General features: G+C 35.3%; 16 protein-coding genes. 2 read left to right on the forward strand and 14 right to left on the reverse strand.

Translation table 11 applies throughout. The features are described 5' to 3' along the window. Window position 1: 1 nt before the first annotated feature. Together ACMKPP_RS07600 and ACMKPP_RS07605 are read right to left on the reverse strand one after the other, a co-directional pair. Complete coding sequence (locus tag ACMKPP_RS07600; protein WP_390525750.1) at window positions 2-1,747, reverse strand: ABC transporter ATP-binding protein; 1,746 nt, start codon at window positions 1,745-1,747, stop codon at window positions 2-4. Continuing rightward, entirely contained in the window at window positions 1,734-3,461 is a 1,728-nt protein-coding gene (locus ACMKPP_RS07605) for an ABC transporter ATP-binding protein (RefSeq protein WP_314050926.1), read from the reverse strand. The genes ACMKPP_RS07600 and ACMKPP_RS07605 overlap by 14 nt, the downstream gene beginning before the upstream one ends. A gap of 411 nt (window positions 3,462-3,872) precedes the next feature. Between ACMKPP_RS07605 and tpx the strand changes: the two genes are divergently transcribed. Together tpx and ACMKPP_RS07615 are read left to right on the forward strand one after the other, a co-directional pair. Beyond that, window positions 3,873-4,388: a thiol peroxidase gene (gene tpx, locus ACMKPP_RS07610; RefSeq protein WP_004695758.1), complete on the forward strand. Its 516-nt coding sequence runs from the start codon at window positions 3,873-3,875 to the stop codon at window positions 4,386-4,388. Between the two features lie 110 nt (window positions 4,389-4,498). After that, window positions 4,499-4,894, forward strand: a complete 396-nt coding sequence (locus tag ACMKPP_RS07615) for a phosphate-starvation-inducible protein PsiE (RefSeq protein WP_004695756.1) — start codon at window positions 4,499-4,501, stop codon at window positions 4,892-4,894. A 105-nt stretch (window positions 4,895-4,999) separates the two neighbouring features. Here the strand turns inward: ACMKPP_RS07615 and ACMKPP_RS07620 are convergent, their stop codons facing one another. The 12 genes from ACMKPP_RS07620 to ACMKPP_RS07675 all read right to left on the reverse strand — a co-directional run bounded on the left by ACMKPP_RS07620 (window position 5,000) and on the right by ACMKPP_RS07675 (window position 16,943). Then, a complete protein-coding gene (locus tag ACMKPP_RS07620; protein WP_004695754.1) occupies window positions 5,000-6,904 on the reverse strand; it encodes a type I glutamate--ammonia ligase in 1,905 nt (634 codons plus the stop codon). A gap of 236 nt (window positions 6,905-7,140) precedes the next feature. Then, entirely contained in the window at window positions 7,141-7,584 is a 444-nt protein-coding gene (locus ACMKPP_RS07625) for a GatB/YqeY domain-containing protein (protein WP_004695753.1), read from the reverse strand. A gap of 82 nt (window positions 7,585-7,666) precedes the next feature. Then, window positions 7,667-7,846: a 30S ribosomal protein S21 gene (gene rpsU, locus ACMKPP_RS07630; RefSeq protein ID WP_004695751.1), complete on the reverse strand. Its 180-nt coding sequence runs from the start codon at window positions 7,844-7,846 to the stop codon at window positions 7,667-7,669. A gap of 157 nt (window positions 7,847-8,003) precedes the next feature. Beyond that, on the reverse strand, window positions 8,004-8,348 hold the full coding sequence (locus ACMKPP_RS07635) for a histidine triad nucleotide-binding protein (RefSeq protein WP_221740999.1): 345 nt from the start codon (window positions 8,346-8,348) through the stop codon (window positions 8,004-8,006). 11 nt (window positions 8,349-8,359) lie between these two features. After that, the gene (gene mtaB / locus ACMKPP_RS07640) at window positions 8,360-9,655 is read right to left on the reverse strand and encodes a tRNA (N(6)-L-threonylcarbamoyladenosine(37)-C(2))-methylthiotransferase MtaB (RefSeq protein ID WP_024061685.1); all 1,296 of its coding nucleotides are present in this window, start codon (window positions 9,653-9,655) and stop codon (window positions 8,360-8,362) included. 24 nt (window positions 9,656-9,679) lie between these two features. After that, entirely contained in the window at window positions 9,680-10,411 is a 732-nt protein-coding gene (locus ACMKPP_RS07645) for an RsmE family RNA methyltransferase (protein ID WP_418369570.1), read from the reverse strand. Continuing rightward, window positions 10,408-11,271 (reverse strand): 50S ribosomal protein L11 methyltransferase, encoded by an 864-nt coding sequence (locus ACMKPP_RS07650; RefSeq protein ID WP_021148129.1) that lies wholly within the window; start codon window positions 11,269-11,271, stop codon window positions 10,408-10,410. The genes ACMKPP_RS07645 and ACMKPP_RS07650 overlap by 4 nt, the downstream gene beginning before the upstream one ends. Before the next feature lie 55 nt (window positions 11,272-11,326). After that, complete coding sequence (gene dnaJ, locus ACMKPP_RS07655) at window positions 11,327-12,484, reverse strand: molecular chaperone DnaJ (protein WP_004695739.1); 1,158 nt, start codon at window positions 12,482-12,484, stop codon at window positions 11,327-11,329. A gap of 16 nt (window positions 12,485-12,500) precedes the next feature. Next, window positions 12,501-14,342 (reverse strand): molecular chaperone DnaK, encoded by a 1,842-nt coding sequence (gene dnaK, locus ACMKPP_RS07660; RefSeq protein WP_221741001.1) that lies wholly within the window; start codon window positions 14,340-14,342, stop codon window positions 12,501-12,503. Between the two features lie 27 nt (window positions 14,343-14,369). After that, entirely contained in the window at window positions 14,370-14,915 is a 546-nt protein-coding gene (gene grpE, locus ACMKPP_RS07665; protein ID WP_004696996.1) for a nucleotide exchange factor GrpE, read from the reverse strand. Then, a complete protein-coding gene (hrcA, locus tag ACMKPP_RS07670) occupies window positions 14,915-15,943 on the reverse strand; it encodes a heat-inducible transcriptional repressor HrcA (protein WP_418369571.1) in 1,029 nt (342 codons plus the stop codon). Before hrcA ends, grpE begins: the two co-directional genes overlap by 1 nt. 397 nt (window positions 15,944-16,340) lie before the next feature. Further along, a complete protein-coding gene (locus tag ACMKPP_RS07675; protein WP_024061690.1) occupies window positions 16,341-16,943 on the reverse strand; it encodes a nitrite/sulfite reductase domain-containing protein in 603 nt (200 codons plus the stop codon). Window positions 16,944-16,949: the final 6 nt, after the last annotated feature.

Genomic DNA, 16,949 nt, shown 5'->3' on the forward strand with positions numbered 1-16,949 from the left:
ACTAACTCCCACTGTGTTGATTATTCCATAGATTATAAAAGGCCCCTTTTAAGTTGATAAGCTCATTAAAAGATCCTTTTTCTATTATTTTACCATATTCCATATACACTATTTTATTGGCATCTTCTACTGTTGAAAGACGATGAGCAATACTTACGATTGTTTTACTACCTCGAATATTTTCAATACTTGCTTGAATTTGCTTCTCCGTATGACTATCGATATTAGCCGTTGCTTCATCTAGCAATAGAATTGGTGTTTTTTTAATCAAGGTACGGCCAAAAGCCAATAATTGTTTTTGCCCATCAGATAATAAGGAGCCTAAATAACCAACCGGTGTATCATACCCTTCCGGAAGTTGTTCAATCATAGAATCCAAATTAACTTGTTTTACTGCATTGATCATTTCCTCATTAGAAATTGATGTATCAAAAAGTGTTAAGTTATCTCTAATGGAACCCTTAAATAGATAAGCTTGCTGAAAAACATATCCCATTAAATGACGAAGCACAGAACTATCATATTGGGCAATATTTATACCGTTAATATAGATAGCCCCTCTTGTTGGTTTGTAGATTCCCATCAACAATGATAAAAGTGTTGATTTACCACTACCAGAAGGACCTACAATACCTATGAATTCTCCAGCTTTAATAGTGAATGTAAAGTCCTCTAGCGCATAAACGTCGTTATTTTCATAGGAAAACCATACATGCTCGAATTCAATAGTCTCTATATGTTTAAATTCATCAGGAACTTCATTAGCCATCTGACGCTCTTCTTCCTCTAATAAGGGAACTAATCTTTCAGCACCAGCTAATGCGCTTTGTAGAGAGTTATATTTATCTGCAATTTCCTTTAATGGTTGGAAGAATCGGTCCATATATTGTATAAAGGCAAATACTGTACCAGCATCAGCTACGGAGTCTATTAAATTCGTAGTTGTAAAAATAACAATTAGCGCAACAAAGAATAGACCATCTACGAGCGGTCTAAAAATAGAAAATGTGGTAACCTCAAAAAGACCTGCTTCTAAGAAACCTTTATTAACAGTATTATAACGTTCCTCAATTGCTCTTTCGCCACCATAGGATTTTACGATTACAATATAATTTAACAGTTCCTTGATGCTTGCATTAGAAGCAGCTACAGAACGTCTTACCTGACGGAATGCTTTGCGAGAAAACTTTTGAAACACCCAAATAATTCCACCCATTATAGGTAGTAAAATTGTCATGATTATTGCTAAAGGTACATTAATGGCATACATAAATCCTAATATACCAATAATCATTAAACCGCTACTTGCCAAATTCAGAATTACATCTGTATATAATGTACGTAATGACTCTACATCATTAGTAATGCGAGTTACCCAATTCCCAATTGGCAACTTATAAAATTCATCATGTGGTTTATTAAGAATCTTTTGGAATATAATACTACGAATATTATAGATAATTTTTTGACCAAAACTTTTTAAAAAGTAATTCTCTACAAAAATAAATAAAACACTACCAATGATAGTAAGGCCATACATTAGAGCATAATATTCAATAACAGCGATATCATTAGTGGCAAATCCAAGATCGATAACTTGCTTAGTTAAATATGGGCGTAAAAGTAATAGTACTAAATTTCCTGCGAGCGCAACCGTTGCTAAAAATAGAATACCTAAATAAGGCTTAATGTAGCCAGTTATATAGGAGAATAGAGCCCAGTCATTTCTTAGATCACGCTTCTTCATGATGGCCCCCTCCATTCTGCGCTTCATATAAGGTACGGTATAAACCATTGTTACCTAATAATTCTTCATGAGTACCTTCTTCTACGATACGCCCCTCATCAAATACTAGTATTTTATCTGCTTTCTCTACAACCTCTAATCGTTGTGAAATACATAGAATCGTCTGATCTTTTACATTATGTAATGAATTTAATATGGTTGTAACTGTTACTGCATCTAAAGCGGAAAAACAATCATCTAGTAATACATATGGCGCATTTTTATAAAAGCCGCGAGCCATATTGATTCGCTGCTTCTGTCCACCTGATAAATCATGACCTTCTTCAGCAAGCTCATGTAAATCATCGTTTAACAAATCGCCTAAATCTCTATATAAGTCTGCCTTTTGTGCTGCCAACTCTACAGTTTCATGCATGGATAAAGCTTTACCAAATTTAATATTATCAGCAATGGTCGTACTTAATAGGTAAGATTGTGTCGGCACATAAGCAATTGAGTTTCTAAGCTTTGATAAAGAAACAGTAGCTAAATCTTGACTGCCAAAATAAATAGATTTTTCCGGACACTCTTGTAATCCAATAAGCAATTTAAACAATGTACTTTTGCCAGAACCGGGTTTACCAACTAAACCAATAAAAGAACCTTTTGGTATTGTCGTTGTCAACTGAGATAATGCATGCCCTTTAGAGTTTTCATAAGTAAAATCTAAGTATCGAATATGAATATCCTCAAGCGGCAGTACTTCATCGGTATCATCTATTGTTTCTGTAGGCAAATGTAAGAAGTCCATGATACGATCTAAAGAAGCAAGACCTTTTTGTACAATAGAAATAAGGCCACCAAACCCTATTAAAGGTCCCACAATTAACATTATGAATGAATTAATAGTAACAAATTCGCCTATAGTCATTTTGCCTTCTACAGCTAAATGTCCACAAATAAAAATACTAATACTGATACAAATAAAGGGTGCAATTCTTGTCAACGGTGTTAATATTGCATCTAGTAGTGCAACATCCATATTCTTCTTATAATTAAGTTTATTTATTTTTTCAAAAGAATTAGAGATAATGCTTTCACGATTAAAAGCGCGAATAACATCCATCCCTTGAAATAACTCTTGTCCAAACTCTGTTAAATCGCTATAAGTAGCTTGTGCACTACGTTGTTTAATACGTAGCTTTCTGCCTAGTACAAATATAGCCACAATAATTAAGAATACAGGTGTCATAATTTTAAAAGCTAATACAGTATTAATCTTTTGAATTAAAATTATGGAACCCACAATGGAATAGAAAATAATATCCACTATAATCATTACACCTAGACCAAGGGCAACACGTAGCGATGTTACATCGTTAGTCATGAGCGCCATAACCTTACCAGGTCCATTAGCCTCATAGTACGTTGTTTTTACTTGTAATGCTTTACTACACAAAATCTCACGAAAAAGATACTCCATGCGACGAATAGAGCCTAATAGGGTTCTGCGTGAGATAACTTTTAAAATAGTGATAATAATAAATAATAAAATGAAATAAAAAATATAAGTGACTAACCCTTCCTTATTATTGCTCAACGTATCTATAGCATTACCAATAAATTGGGGAACAAATAAAAAAGCCACATCAATTGCCATCAACATAGTTAAGCCAATGGCATAGATCCAGCCTTCACGCCGGAAAAACTGCATAAATAAATCTATTGGTTTCATAGGTCCTCTCTAACATATCCTATTAAGTCTAATCAAAATCATTGCCTATATAATTACTAGTATCATTATATTGTAAATGAATTTAAATCAATACTGTAAAAGCTAAATCAACAAATTTTATTACGTTAACTTTTCTCTTTATAGTATACACATTTTTTATGATACATTAATACACCTATACGTATAACAGTTAGATTAAATATTTTATTACAGTAGTAGTTCTATTTCATCAATATTAATATTAGTTAAATGGCCTCTTTAAATTTTTACAGTAATCAATCGTAACGATCTTTTTAATTAATACTATATCGAATTTTTTAGTTTACTTATGGTAATGTAAATGTTATACTATGCATATAAAGAAATTATATTTTACATAATTAGAATTAAAACTCTTAGGAGGAATACAACATGGAAAAACGTACTGGCGTAGTAACATTTGCAGGTGGCCCTATCACATTAGTTGGCCCAGAAATTAAAGTAGGTCAACAAGCTCCAGACTTCACTGTATTGAGCAATGACTTGCAAGCTAAAACTTTAAAAGACTTCGAAGGTAAAGTAAAAGTTATCTCCGTTGTTCCTTCCCTTGATACAGGTGTTTGTGATGCTCAAACTCGTTGGTTCAACCAAGATGCAACAGCACTTTCCGAAGATGTAGTCGTATTGACAATTTCTATGGACTTACCATTCGCTCAAAAACGTTGGTGTGGTGCTGCGGGCGTAGATAAAGTTGTTACTTTGTCTGACCACAAAGATGCTTCCTTCGGTGAAAACTATGGTTTCTTGATTGAAGAGCTTCGTCTTTTAACTCGTGGCGTTGTAGTAATCAACAAAGATAACAAAGTAACTTATGTTGAATATGTACCTGAAGTAACTCAAGCAGTTAACTTCGATGCTGCATTAGAAGCTATTAAAGCTGATATCTAATTCGTAGATATTCATTTGATTATAGTACAATGTAATCGAAAAAGACCGTACGGTGTACGGTCTTTTTTATGTAGTATAGTATTTAGATTTTTATTGTAGGTAAATTATATATGTGGATTCGTATTTCTAAACTATTATTAACGATAAAAAATATAGCCCTTGTAGGCGTTGGTATTGCACTTTGTATTGCACTTATTAATACATTGATTAGTCTTGTCTATGTTACGTGGGCGAATATTCAAGGTTATAGTACATACTCTTTATTGATTGAAGAACTAATTACCTTCTTTCTATACTTTGAGTTTATTGCACTCATCGTCAAATACTTTAAAAATAACTTCCACTTTCCACTTAACTTCTTTTTATACATTGGTATAACTGCAATTGTAAGACTTCTAATTATCAATCATGAATCATCATTTGATAATTTAATTTGGTCTGTTGCAATTTTTGTACTTGTATGTAGCTTAGTATTAGTAGAAAAATTTATTGGACATAACGAATAAAATTTGAATCGTTATGTTTGAATATATCTAATTTATTTAGATATATTTAAATGAAAAATGGCCTCTACCGTAGTAGAGGCCATTTTTATTAATAAATTGATTTTATTAGAAGATATTTTTAGCGTAGTTAGCGTACTTAGCTTCTAATTCTTCCATTTTATCATTCATTTCAATTTGTAATTGGGATGCTAGATCATATTCACCATCATTAAGTGCATCAATTAAACGAGTGAATAAGGATTTACGATCGTCACTATCTTTAGCAAGGTAGAAACGTAAGTCATTAACTTCTGCAAAGCGTTTATCATCTACACTATTTCGGCTATCAGTATGAATTGCAACCATGCTACGAACTGTATCCAAATTATTTGGAATTAAGCGATTAGCCAATACTAGTTTCCAACGTTTAAGAATGGAGGCAATAAAGGAGTCCATTAAATCTTTAGCAAATGCATTGCCTTGAGCCAATGTTTCTACTAATTCAGGATTATTTTGGTAACCCTTTATGTTTTCCCATACAGTAGCTGGAGCAACACCAAACATTTGATTACGTTCTTCTTGTGTGAAATCATCAAACACATCTTTTTCAGTACGGTATGCACGATTTGTAGCAAGATAATCAGATGTTTCACCTACTTCTTTGGAAAGCTCTGCTTCCAATTGAGCTTGTGTTTTACCAGATGTAATGGCATATTTCATACCATCAAATGCAGAAATAAAGATCAATGCTAAAGCAGTATATGTATTGGTGTAAGGATTTGGAGAACGCAATTCATAACGTGTCGCCATAGGATTATCGATATCTCGAATTAAACCGCAAAGGATTGTACGGTTACGGCTAGGTTCAGATGGATCAGTACCTAAAGATGTAACAATACATACTGGCGCTTCAAACCCAGGTTTTAAACGGTTTAAAGAATCTGTTGTAGAGCTGATGAATGGATTAATGGCTTCATAGTGTTTTAAAAGTCCCATAATTGCACCAATGCCTAAAGAGCTAGCAGATTCTTTACGCATATCTTCTGGGCTAAATAAGTTAACAACTTTACCAGATTTTAATTTAGCCATAACACCAAAATGAGTATGTTCACCAGAACCAGCTACACCAATTATTGGTTTTGCATTAAATGTTACATCAAGACCATTTTCACGGAATACTTCACGAACAATGATACGAGCTTGTAATTCATTATCTGCTGTTTGTAATGGATTATTTGAGAATTTCCAGTCGATTTCTAATTGTTCTAATACAACTGCTTCATGACCATCTTCATCAAGTTTAGCTTTAACGCCACCTACTTCTTTATGACCCATTTCAGCAACCATACCATATCTATCAAGGCGTTCAACAGCTTGTTCTAAAGCAGTGCGAACTGTACCATGAGTACGTTGCCAGTATTGTTCTTGTAATTTTTGAGATACGGATAATTCTTTTTTTGTAACTGTTCTAGATGGAGTTTTTACCCAGAATTCTAGTTCTGTTGCTGATGTGAAAATGATATCTACAACTTCATCAGCTTTCACATGCGGCATACCGGGTAAGCCATGTTCTTTAATCAAAGCCAATAATTCAGCACGAACATAGTCGCAGCTGCGTTTCAAAATAGAACGAGAATCTACATAGCGATAGTTATGCATCAAGAATGCAGGAATACGAAGTGTACCAGTTGGTAATCCTGTAACAGGATCAATATTTTCGTAGTTGTAATCAACAAACCAGTTTACACTTGGATCGCCCCACATATCTACACGAGCATTATTTAATGTAGCAATATTTGTAAGTACTACAGAGGAACCATCTGTTTGAACAGCACGACCTTCAAAGAAAGATTCGTAGTCATCGAAGAATGCTGACATAGGAATCTTTTCATCAGTATCATTACCTGCTAAGTCAATCCCTACAAGAGATACGAACTTGATTTCAGGATGTTGTTCTAATAATGCAAGAACGCCTTCTTTCCCATATTGACCCGCTGGAATGTAATATAATAATTCGTTAGTTGTCGACATATTTGTTCCTCCTAAAAGAAAAAGACTCCAACAAATAAATATATAAATCTATATATCTAAAGTGGAGTCTTCGTTGACCAATTATTTTATTGAGTTCATATTATCATATGTTGAAAATATATGTCAATAACTTTCTATAGAATTTCATTATTCTCTTAAAGTTACATCTAAAACACTCAATACTATCAACTCTAATCAATAACTGTATATAGAATGGTCGTTGATATCACTATATATTATCCAAGTAATTCTTTAACAATATTATTGACAACCTTACCATCTGCACGCCCTTTTGTTTTTGGCATTACATGTTTCATAACATTGCCCATATTTACGTTATCACCACATGCAGCAATGGCTTCTTGTACAATTGTACGAATTTCATCTTCTTTCAATTGCTCTGGTAAGTATTTTTGCAATACAGCCATTTCTTCTTTTACATGACTAATTAAGTCCTCACGTCCCGCTTTTTCAAATTCTGTTAAGGAATCTTGACGAGTTTTCATTTCCTTAGCTAAAATGCCAAGAATGCCAGCATCATCTAACTCAATTTTGTCATTGATTTCTGTATTTTTTATGGCACTATTGACCATACGAATTACAGATAACGCTGTTTTACCTTCTTCACGAGCTTTCATAGCTGCTTTCATATCTTCCTTTAATTGATCTTTTAAACTCATATTTCCTCCTTATGTATATAATAAAGAAACCCTAATTCTGGATTTCATAAAGCCATGAAAAGGCAGAATTAGGGTAATCATCTTATGCTCTGAATTTGCGTTTTCTTGCTGCTTCAGATTTTTTCTTTCTTTTTACGCTTGGTTTTTCATAGTGTTCGCGTTTTCTTACTTCAGACAAAACACCCGCTTTTTGGCAGGAGCGTTTAAATCGACGAAGAGCACTTTCAAGCGTTTCGTTTTTACCGACTTTGATTTCAGACATCTATATCCCTCCCTCCAAAAATAATCTCGGGAAGTGCTGATAATTTACATACGCACATATAATATTATATGTATAGGTATAGATGTTGTCAATATTTTCAAGTATATTTTATAGGTTTTTTAATGAGTATTATAAAAAGAATACATAATACTCAAAATTAGGCTTCTGGCCAGCCCATTTCTTCTCCACCTAAAAGGTGTGCATGCATATGGAATACAGTTTGACCTGCTTTTTTACCAGTATTAAAAATTAAACGATATCCATCTTTAGAGATACCAAGCTCTTTTGCTACATCACGAACAAATGGCAGTAACCCTTCAACATAATCTGCATTCTTTTCATTAAGATGTGCAATATTAGACACGTGATTTTTAGGTACGATTAATACATGAACTTTTTTTACAGGTTGAATATCATGAAAAGCATAGAATTTATCATTTTCTAACACTTTTTTAGACGGAATTTCACCATTGATAATTTTGCAAAAAATGCAGTCACTCATAATCTAACTCCTTACTCAATAATTAAATAATTATCTTCTAAACCTACAACAGTTCCACCAACGAGATCACCAATTTTACGTGTCCCATCTGACTTAACTTTACCATTTATATATTCATTTGTTAAGCCCATGTAGTATCCATTCTCTTCCTTTTCGATGAGAATCTCACCAGGCTTACCAATGCGTGATTTTGCGTATCGTTCATAACCAGATTGGCTAAGACCATTTAAAAGTGCTACACGAGTTTTCTTAACAGCTTCTGGTACTTGATCCGCCATAGTGGCTGCAGGTGTACCCTCACGAATGGAGTATGGGAAAGCATGAATGTGCGAAAATCCAATTTCACGTACTGTATTCAATGTTTCTTCGAAGTCTTCATCAGTTTCTTGAGGGAAACCAGCAATAATATCAGTTGTAATTGATAAATCTTTAATACGAGAACGTAAACTTGTAATTAAATCTTTATATTCTTGTAATGTATAATGGCGTTTCATCAACTTTAATACATGGTCAGAACCTGCTTGTAACGGTAAATGTAAATGTGGACAAACACGTTTATTCGTAGCCATTAATTCTACTAACTCATCAGAAACCTCTACGGATTCAATGGATCCGAAACGAATGCGGTATAAATTAGGAATCTCTAATAAAGCTTTTACCACATCAGCTAATGTTGGACGACCTGGTAATTCGACACCGTAATTACCCAAATGTATACCAGTTAATACGATTTCATGGAATCCATGATCTACTAAACGTTTTGCCTCTTGTACAATATCATCAACTTTACGAGATTTTAACTTTCCTCGAGTATAAGGAATGATACAAAAGGCGCAATAGTTATTACAACCTTCTTGAATTTTCATGAACGCACGAGCTTTGTCAGATTCATTACCATATAACGGCATTTCCTCGAAGTTAGATTCCTTCATGATATCCCGAACAGCATTAATTTGTCGTTCTGTAGATTCTAATTGCTCTACTAATTCAACAATTTTAGAACGATTATTGGTACCAATAACGAGATTAACACCATCTATAGCGGCAATCGCATCTGGATCAAGCTGAGCATAACAACCAGTTACAATAACATAGGCATCTTCATTTTGACGTTTCGCCTTGCGGATTAATTGACGGGATTTCTTTTCCCCCATATTCGTTACAGAACAGGTATTAATTACATATATATCAGCTTTTTCATCGAAGTCTACCGCTTCGTAATTATTTTGTAAAAATAAACCTTTCATGGCATCTGTATCATATTGGTTTACGCGACACCCTAAGGTTGTAAAAGCAACGGTTTTCATTGCACCTCTCTATTCGTATTTTATTTATAATTCTAATTCATATTGAATCATCGCTAACGATCCAATAGCAGCAGTTTCAGCCCGTAAAATTGTATTTCCTAGCGATACTGATTTTCCACCATATTTTATAATAGCATTGATTTCCTTCTCTTGATAGCCCCCTTCAGGACCTATACAAATTAAAACATCAGTTACAGACTTATCGGAATGTAAAGTTTTAAGTACATCTTTGATAGTCTGCCCTGCTTCATTTTCATAGGCTACCAATTTCAACGCCTCAGATTCAATGTCTAATGCTTGTAAAAGCGTCTCTCCTACTACGAGTGTAGGCAAGTGATTTCGTCCACATTGTTGAGCTGCTTCTAGCATTATTTTTTCCCAACGATTTACTTTTGATTGAAGCTTTTTTTCATCATATTTAGCTACGCAGTTAGCTGTGGGCACAAGATAAATTGTATCCACATTTAACTCCGTCGCCTTTTGTAACACCCATTCTAGCTTTTCACCTTTTAATAATGATTGAACTAGAATAGTACGATACGATGCTAGATTTGCATCTACATATTCAATCAGTTTTGCTTGCGCTTTACCGTCTACTTCTTCTGTAATTTGATATGTACCACAACGATTGTCACTACCTGTTACAGTTATAGGCTTCTCAATATTATGGCGAAATACATGTAGTACATGATGGGTCACATCTTTCGGCAATTCTATTATTTCATCTAATGGTGTAGGAATAAAAATCTTTTTCATCGTTTTTCTAGCGCAAATGTATGCCAAGGTCCTGCAACGCGCTCCTCAATAATATGCCAATGAGCCTCAATATATGGCATGATTTCATCATAACGATCATCAATAATGCCACTAATAATCAAAATGCCCTTATCATCCAGTTTCTTACCAATTTGAGGTAATAGTATTTTAAGGGGATCTACTGTTAAATTAGCTAAAATTAATTGGGCAGTACTATTGAAATCACTATCCAAATTACCACAAATGATTTCAGCAGATACATGATTATTCTCACAGTTAATTCGAGCTTGATTTGCAGCATACTCTTCTATATCTATACCAACTAAATTTTTAATACCTAAATGGGCTGCTACTAATAAAAGAATACCTGTGCCAGTACCAATATCCAAACAAGTAGCTGTATCAAGATCCATAGATTCACTATAGGATTTTAATAACTCTGCACAAGTCCGTGTTGTCTCATGAGACCCGGTACCAAAGGAAATATCTGAATCGATTATAATAATAGTTTTATTATCTACATTATTGTATTCCTGCCATGCTGGTTTAATGACTAAGTTAGGTAAAATTTCTGTAGGTTCAATATACTGTTGCCAAGAGTTTAACCAAGTTGACTCATCAAGAATATGTGTATCTATCGATATAATTCCAATATTTGCTTCTGTAAGACGTTTTTTCAAATCAGACTTAATCATATCGTCATCTAGTGATGGATCACTGTACATAGACAATTTTATTAAATTAGGCTGATCTTCAACATCTTCTTCTATAATTCCATTGTCTGCATAATTGTCAAAAAGAGTAGTCACCTCATCGGTGGCTACTCTTTCACAGACAACGGATATTTCTATCCATTGCATATATGCTCCTTTATAGGGAATGTGATGGAACAAACCATTCCTTCACATGAGCTGTTCATTTCGTTAAACAGTCCTTGATTTTTTCAAAGAGACTTTTGCTCACTTGTAAGTTATTTACATCTTCATTACTTTCATTTGCAAAGCGTAACAATAGCTCACGTTGAGTGTCTGTCAACTTCTTAGGCGTTTGGACGGTTACCACAATGTGTTGATCACCCCTTTGGTTAGGGTTACGCAAATATGGAATACCTTTGCCCTTTACGCGGAATGCCGTTCCCGTTTGAGTACCTTCCGGAATCTTTAACTCTACTTTACCATCTAAAGTGTTAACTTGTATAGTCGCACCAAGAGCAGCTTGAGCAAAGCTAATATTTACACGGCTAATAACGTCATTACCATTTCGTTCAAATTCCTTGTGAGGACGAACAAAGATATATACATAGAGATCCCCTTTAGGACCGCCTAAAATACCAGGTTCCCCTTCATTAGCTACACGTAAACGAGATCCGCTATCTACACCAGCTGGAATCTTAATGGAAATCTTCCGTTTAGCCAACATTTCACCAGTACCACGGCATTTAGAGCAAGGTTTTTCAATGCTTTTACCCGTACCATGACAGCGGGAACAAGTGCGAACGGACTGCATACGTCCAAATGGAGTATTTTGAATAACCGCTTCTTGACCAGAACCATGACAGTTTGGACAAGTATCGACACGAGAGCCTGGTTCACCACCAGTACCATGACAGTGATCACATTCTTCATGACGATGCACTTCAATTTCCATAGATTTACCAAAGGCTGCATCTTCAAAGGAAATATCGATATCTTCACGCAAGTCATTACCTTTTTGAGGGCCTTGTTGTTGGCGTCCACCACCAAACATGCCACCAAAAATGTCGCCAAAGATATCACCAAAGCCTCCAGCTTGACCACCAAAACCGCCAAAGCCACCTTGGAAACCACCGGCACCAGCGCCGCCTCCTTGTTTGAAGGCGTCGTGGCCGAATTGGTCATATTGAGCTTTTTTAGTTTCATCAGACAATACTTCGTAAGCTTCGTTAGCTTCTTTAAACTTTGCTTCCGCTTCCTTTGGATTATCTTTATTTACATCTGGATGGTATTGGCGTGCCTTTTTACGGAAGGCTTTTTTGATTTCATCTTGAGAGGCATTTTTACTAACCCCTAGGATGTCATAATAATCTCGTGCCATTCGTTACCAACCCTTCTTATTTCTTGTCATCATCCACTACTGTGTAATCAGCATCAACTACATTGTCATCAGATTTTGTTTGTTGTTGACCTTGTTCAGCACCACCAGCTGCTTGTTGAGCTTGTTGAGCTGCTGCATACATTTGTTCTGCTAATTTATGTAATGGTTGTTCCAAAGCTTCACTATCTTTTTTGATATCTTCGATATTGCCAGCTTCAATAGATTTTTTCAATTTATCTTTCGCTTCTTCTACTTCTTTCATCAAAGCAGCGTCGCCTTTACCTTCAAGGTCTTTCAATGCTTTCTCAGCTTGATATACTAGGGAGTCCGCATTATTTTTAATATCTAATTCTTCTTTTCTAGCTTTATCTTCCGCTGCATGAGCTTCAGCTTCTTTAACCATGCGATCAATTTCTTCTTCTTTCAAGCCGCTAGAAGAAGTAATGGTAATCTTTTGTTCCTTTTGAGTACCTAAATCTTTAGCTTTTACATGTACGATACCATTAGCATCGATGTCAAATGTTACTTCGATTTGAGGAACCCCACGAGGAGCAGCTGGGATACCATCCAAGTTGAAACGACCCAATGTTTTATTATCTGCTGCGAACTCACGTTCACCTTGCAATACATGGATATCTACAGATGGTTGGTTATCTGCGGCAGTGGAGAATACTTGAGATTTAGATGTAGGGATTGTAGTGTTACGATCGATAATACGTGTGAATACGCCACCCATTGTTTCGATACCAAGGGACAATGGCGTTACGTCAAGTAACAATACGTCTTTAACTTCACCTACTAATACGCCACCTTGAATAGCAGCACCAATAGCTACACATTCATCAGGGTTAACGTTTTTAGTTGGTTCTTTATCCAATACTTTTTTGATTGCTTCTTGTACAGCTGGGATACGGCTAGAACCACCAACTAACAATACTTTATCGATATCGGATGCAGATAAGCCAGCATCACTCATAGCTTTACGAGTAGGTTCTATAGTAGCTTGTACCAAATCAGCAGTTAATTCTTCAAATTTAGCACGAGTCAATGTTACATCCAAATGTTTAGGACCAGTAGCATCAGCTGTGATAAATGGCAAGTTGATATTTGTGCTAGCTACGCCAGACAACTCAATTTTTGCTTTTTCAGCAGCTTCTTTTAAACGTTGATCAGCTAATTTATCATTGGATAAATCGATACCAGTTTCTTTTTTGAATTCTTCGATAAGGTAGTTCATAATGCGTTGGTCGAAGTCATCCCCACCAAGGTGGTTATTACCAGATGTTGCCAATACTTCAAATACACCATCACCAAGTTCAAGGATAGATACGTCGAATGTACCACCACCAAGGTCAAATACAAGAACTTTACCATCTTCATCTTTATCTACACCATATGCAAGAGCAGCTGCTGTAGGTTCGTTGATGATACGAAGTACTTCAAGACCTGCAATGGCACCAGCGTCTTTTGTAGCTTGACGTTGAGCATCTGTAAAGTATGCAGGAACTGTAATAACAGCTTGTTTTACAGGTTCGCCCAAGTAAGCCTCTGCATCAGCTTTGATTTTTTGAAGAATCATTGCAGAAATTTCTTGAGGAGTATAAGATTTACCTTCTACAGTTACTTTGTAGTCTGTACCCATGTGACGTTTAATAGAAATGATTGTATTTTCTGGGTTGGATACAGCTTGACGTTTAGCCAATTGACCAACTAAACGTTCTCCATTTTTTGCAAACCCAACAACGGAAGGAGTTGTACGTGCACCTTCTTGATTTGTAATAACCGTAGGTTCGCCGCCTTCCATAACAGCAACACAAGAGTTTGTTGTCCCTAAATCAATACCAATTACCTTTGCCATAATATATACCTCCTAAAACTTTATAATCTATTCAACAACTTTTACCATTGCTGGACGTATACAACGACCATCAACAGTATAGCCAGTTTGCAAAACTTCACACACCGTATCGGATTCATATTCATCTGACGGTACACGCATAATCGCTTGATGGAAATTTGGATCAAATGGTTGACCCACAGCTTCAATAACAGCTAAACCATGTTTAGATAACATAGCCATCAAATTTTGATGAATCATAATGAATCCATCGAGGAATACTTTTGCTTCCCCTTCTGCAGGACTTTGAACGGCCCGTTCAAAGTTATCCAATACAGGAAGAAGGTCCGTTAATACATCCCCTTTTACATATCCAGCAAGTTGCTCTTTTTCTTGGTTAGTACGACGTTTGAAGTTTTCAAAGTCCGCTTGTAACCGTTTATATCGATTATCAAAGTCGGCTTTAAGTTCTTCTAACACTTGAGCAGCATCAGCCACAGCTTCTTCAGTTTTTTCAACAGTTGGCTCCTCTACATTCGTAGTATCCTCTGTTTCCTCCACTGTTTCTTGTTTAATGTCTTGTTCTTCAGCCATTATTTGCCCTTTCTGTTTTGTTCTTTTACCATAGTTTCCATTATATGTTTCATATGGGACAACATGCCGATGATACGTCCGTATTCCATCCGCGTTGGACCAAGAATAGCAAGAGTTCCGATAAGCTGATCTTGATTCGTAAAATCAGCTTGTACCACACTCATTGAATGTAGCGCTTCAGTTTCATTCTCAATACCAATCTTGACCTTAACAGGTGTTGGAGAATCATCTTTTAATAACTGTCCTAATTGATTTTGTTCTTCCACTAAGGAAAGCAAGGGTTGTACTTTCTCAACAGACTTAAACTCTGGTTGATTTAACAACTCTGTGGTACCTACCGAATAGAACAACTTACGTTTATTAATAGCTCGTAATAATGTCTCCGAAAGGATTAATAAAATTCCCTGCGGTCCTTCCATATAGACCAATATAGATCCTAAAGCCTCAGCCGTTATATGACCAATACTTACATTCTGTAGTGCATTGCTAAATTGTATGGCTAGACTTTGTAAAAGCTCTGGTGAAACACTTTCACCAAAGTACATCAACTCATTATCGAGTGCTCCTGTTTCAGTAATAACTACCATAATGGCTTGCTGACTATCTAGCGGTAATACATGAATGTATTTGATTAATGCTCTATCATGGGCTGGTGCCAAGAATAAACTCATGCTATGACTTACCTGTGAAAGTAGTTTAGCCATATTTAGAAAGAGTTCACTCGTTGATCCATTGGAACGTTTCCATAACATTTCAATTTTTTCAGCATCCTGTAATGGAACAGGTTGTCGACTCAGCATAGAATCAACATATAAGCGATAGCCCTTAGCTGAAGGAATACGTCCAGCCGATGTATGAGGTTGCTCTAAATAGCCTAATTCCTCTAAATCGGACATTTCGTTCCGCACCGTAGCAGGACTGATGCCAAGATCATAATTTTTAGCAATCGTTCGAGATCCTACAGGTTCTGCGGACTTAACATAGTCTTCAATTATGGCTCGCAAGATGCGCTGTTTTCTTTCATCCATAATGACACCTCTTGTTAGCACTCATTAACTTTGAGTGCTAATCGCATGTATAATATTATCATATTCCAAAAAAATGTCAAGCAGAAAAATCCTTAGAAAGTCAAATAATATCTATTTAGTCAAAAAGACAATTAAATATTTTTAATTAATTGGTCAAAAAATCAAAGTGCAACAATAAGAAAACACTTATACTATCTACGTTTATGTCATATCCTAAAATTTCAATATTAGAATATATTGGTCTAATAAAATTTATATTATTAAAACCTGAAATAGTATAAGTGTTTATATATAATAATTTAGTTGTCAATAAACTCTTAGTTAAAATACTTTTTTGGCCCAAGTATTTACGGACTATAAACTATAAATCAATTAGAATTAAAATGTACTAATTGATTTATAGTTCTACCCCTTCTAATGGATTGCCGAGACGCTCTAACAGTTTCCCCATACGTTCACGAGGTTCACCATATTTAGCATACCAATCAATCAAAATATCTACAGCTTTTTTAGATTGCTCAATAGTTAGTTTTCTTGCTAAAATTTTTCCTGCTTCAGGTCTCATGCCTGTATTACCACCAACAGCCAACATAAAACCTTGAGATGTACCGATAAAGGCAATATCCTTTACCATTGCATCTGGGCAGTTACGTCCACATCCACTGATGCCGATTTTGCACTTGTGAGAGGTTTTTCGGCCGTAATGTTTTCTCTCTACATAATCAGCCAATTCTTTAGTTTCCATTTGTCCATTTTTACAATGGCCTTTACCTACACAAGCAATTAAGGAATTAACACCTCTATGAATAACAGTTGTCACGCCATCAGGCAATTCAGAAATAAACTGTTCCTTATCATCTTTTTCAATACCTGTAATTTGTATACCTGTTACAACATGACGGAAGGATCCACCATATTTTTCAGCAAGTTCTATGCATGCTTTCATTTGATCTAAAGTAAATTCATTATGTAAACCGTGTAATATTACAGATGTCTTCATCGCTCC

The sequence above is a fragment of the Veillonella parvula genome (genome assembly GCF_048309325.1).
In the GTDB taxonomy this organism is placed as follows: Bacteria; Bacillota; Negativicutes; order Veillonellales; family Veillonellaceae; genus Veillonella; species Veillonella parvula_T.

Excerpts from the sequence above, each read along its gene's own strand:
- ACMKPP_RS07600 (WP_390525750.1), bottom strand. The coding sequence starts at position 1,747 with ATGAAGAAGCGTGATCTAAGAAATGACTGGGCTCTATTCTCCTATATA.
- ACMKPP_RS07605 (WP_314050926.1), bottom strand. The coding sequence starts at position 3,461 with ATGAAACCAATAGATTTATTTATGCAGTTTTTCCGGCGTGAAGGCTGG.
- tpx (WP_004695758.1), top strand. The coding sequence starts at position 3,873 with ATGGAAAAACGTACTGGCGTAGTAACATTTGCAGGTGGCCCTATCACA.
- ACMKPP_RS07615 (WP_004695756.1), top strand. The coding sequence starts at position 4,499 with ATGTGGATTCGTATTTCTAAACTATTATTAACGATAAAAAATATAGCC.
- ACMKPP_RS07620 (WP_004695754.1), bottom strand. The coding sequence starts at position 6,904 with ATGTCGACAACTAACGAATTATTATATTACATTCCAGCGGGTCAATAT.
- ACMKPP_RS07625 (WP_004695753.1), bottom strand. The coding sequence starts at position 7,584 with ATGAGTTTAAAAGATCAATTAAAGGAAGATATGAAAGCAGCTATGAAA.
- rpsU (WP_004695751.1), bottom strand. The coding sequence starts at position 7,846 with ATGTCTGAAATCAAAGTCGGTAAAAACGAAACGCTTGAAAGTGCTCTT.
- ACMKPP_RS07635 (WP_221740999.1), bottom strand. The coding sequence starts at position 8,348 with ATGAGTGACTGCATTTTTTGCAAAATTATCAATGGTGAAATTCCGTCT.
- mtaB (WP_024061685.1), bottom strand. The coding sequence starts at position 9,655 with ATGAAAACCGTTGCTTTTACAACCTTAGGGTGTCGCGTAAACCAATAT.
- ACMKPP_RS07645 (WP_418369570.1), bottom strand. The coding sequence starts at position 10,411 with ATGAAAAAGATTTTTATTCCTACACCATTAGATGAAATAATAGAATTG.
- ACMKPP_RS07650 (WP_021148129.1), bottom strand. The coding sequence starts at position 11,271 with ATGCAATGGATAGAAATATCCGTTGTCTGTGAAAGAGTAGCCACCGAT.
- dnaJ (WP_004695739.1), bottom strand. The coding sequence starts at position 12,484 with ATGGCACGAGATTATTATGACATCCTAGGGGTTAGTAAAAATGCCTCT.
- dnaK (WP_221741001.1), bottom strand. The coding sequence starts at position 14,342 with ATGGCAAAGGTAATTGGTATTGATTTAGGGACAACAAACTCTTGTGTT.
- grpE (WP_004696996.1), bottom strand. The coding sequence starts at position 14,915 with ATGGCTGAAGAACAAGACATTAAACAAGAAACAGTGGAGGAAACAGAG.
- hrcA (WP_418369571.1), bottom strand. The coding sequence starts at position 15,943 with ATGGATGAAAGAAAACAGCGCATCTTGCGAGCCATAATTGAAGACTAT.
- ACMKPP_RS07675 (WP_024061690.1), bottom strand. The coding sequence starts at position 16,943 with ATGAAGACATCTGTAATATTACACGGTTTACATAATGAATTTACTTTA.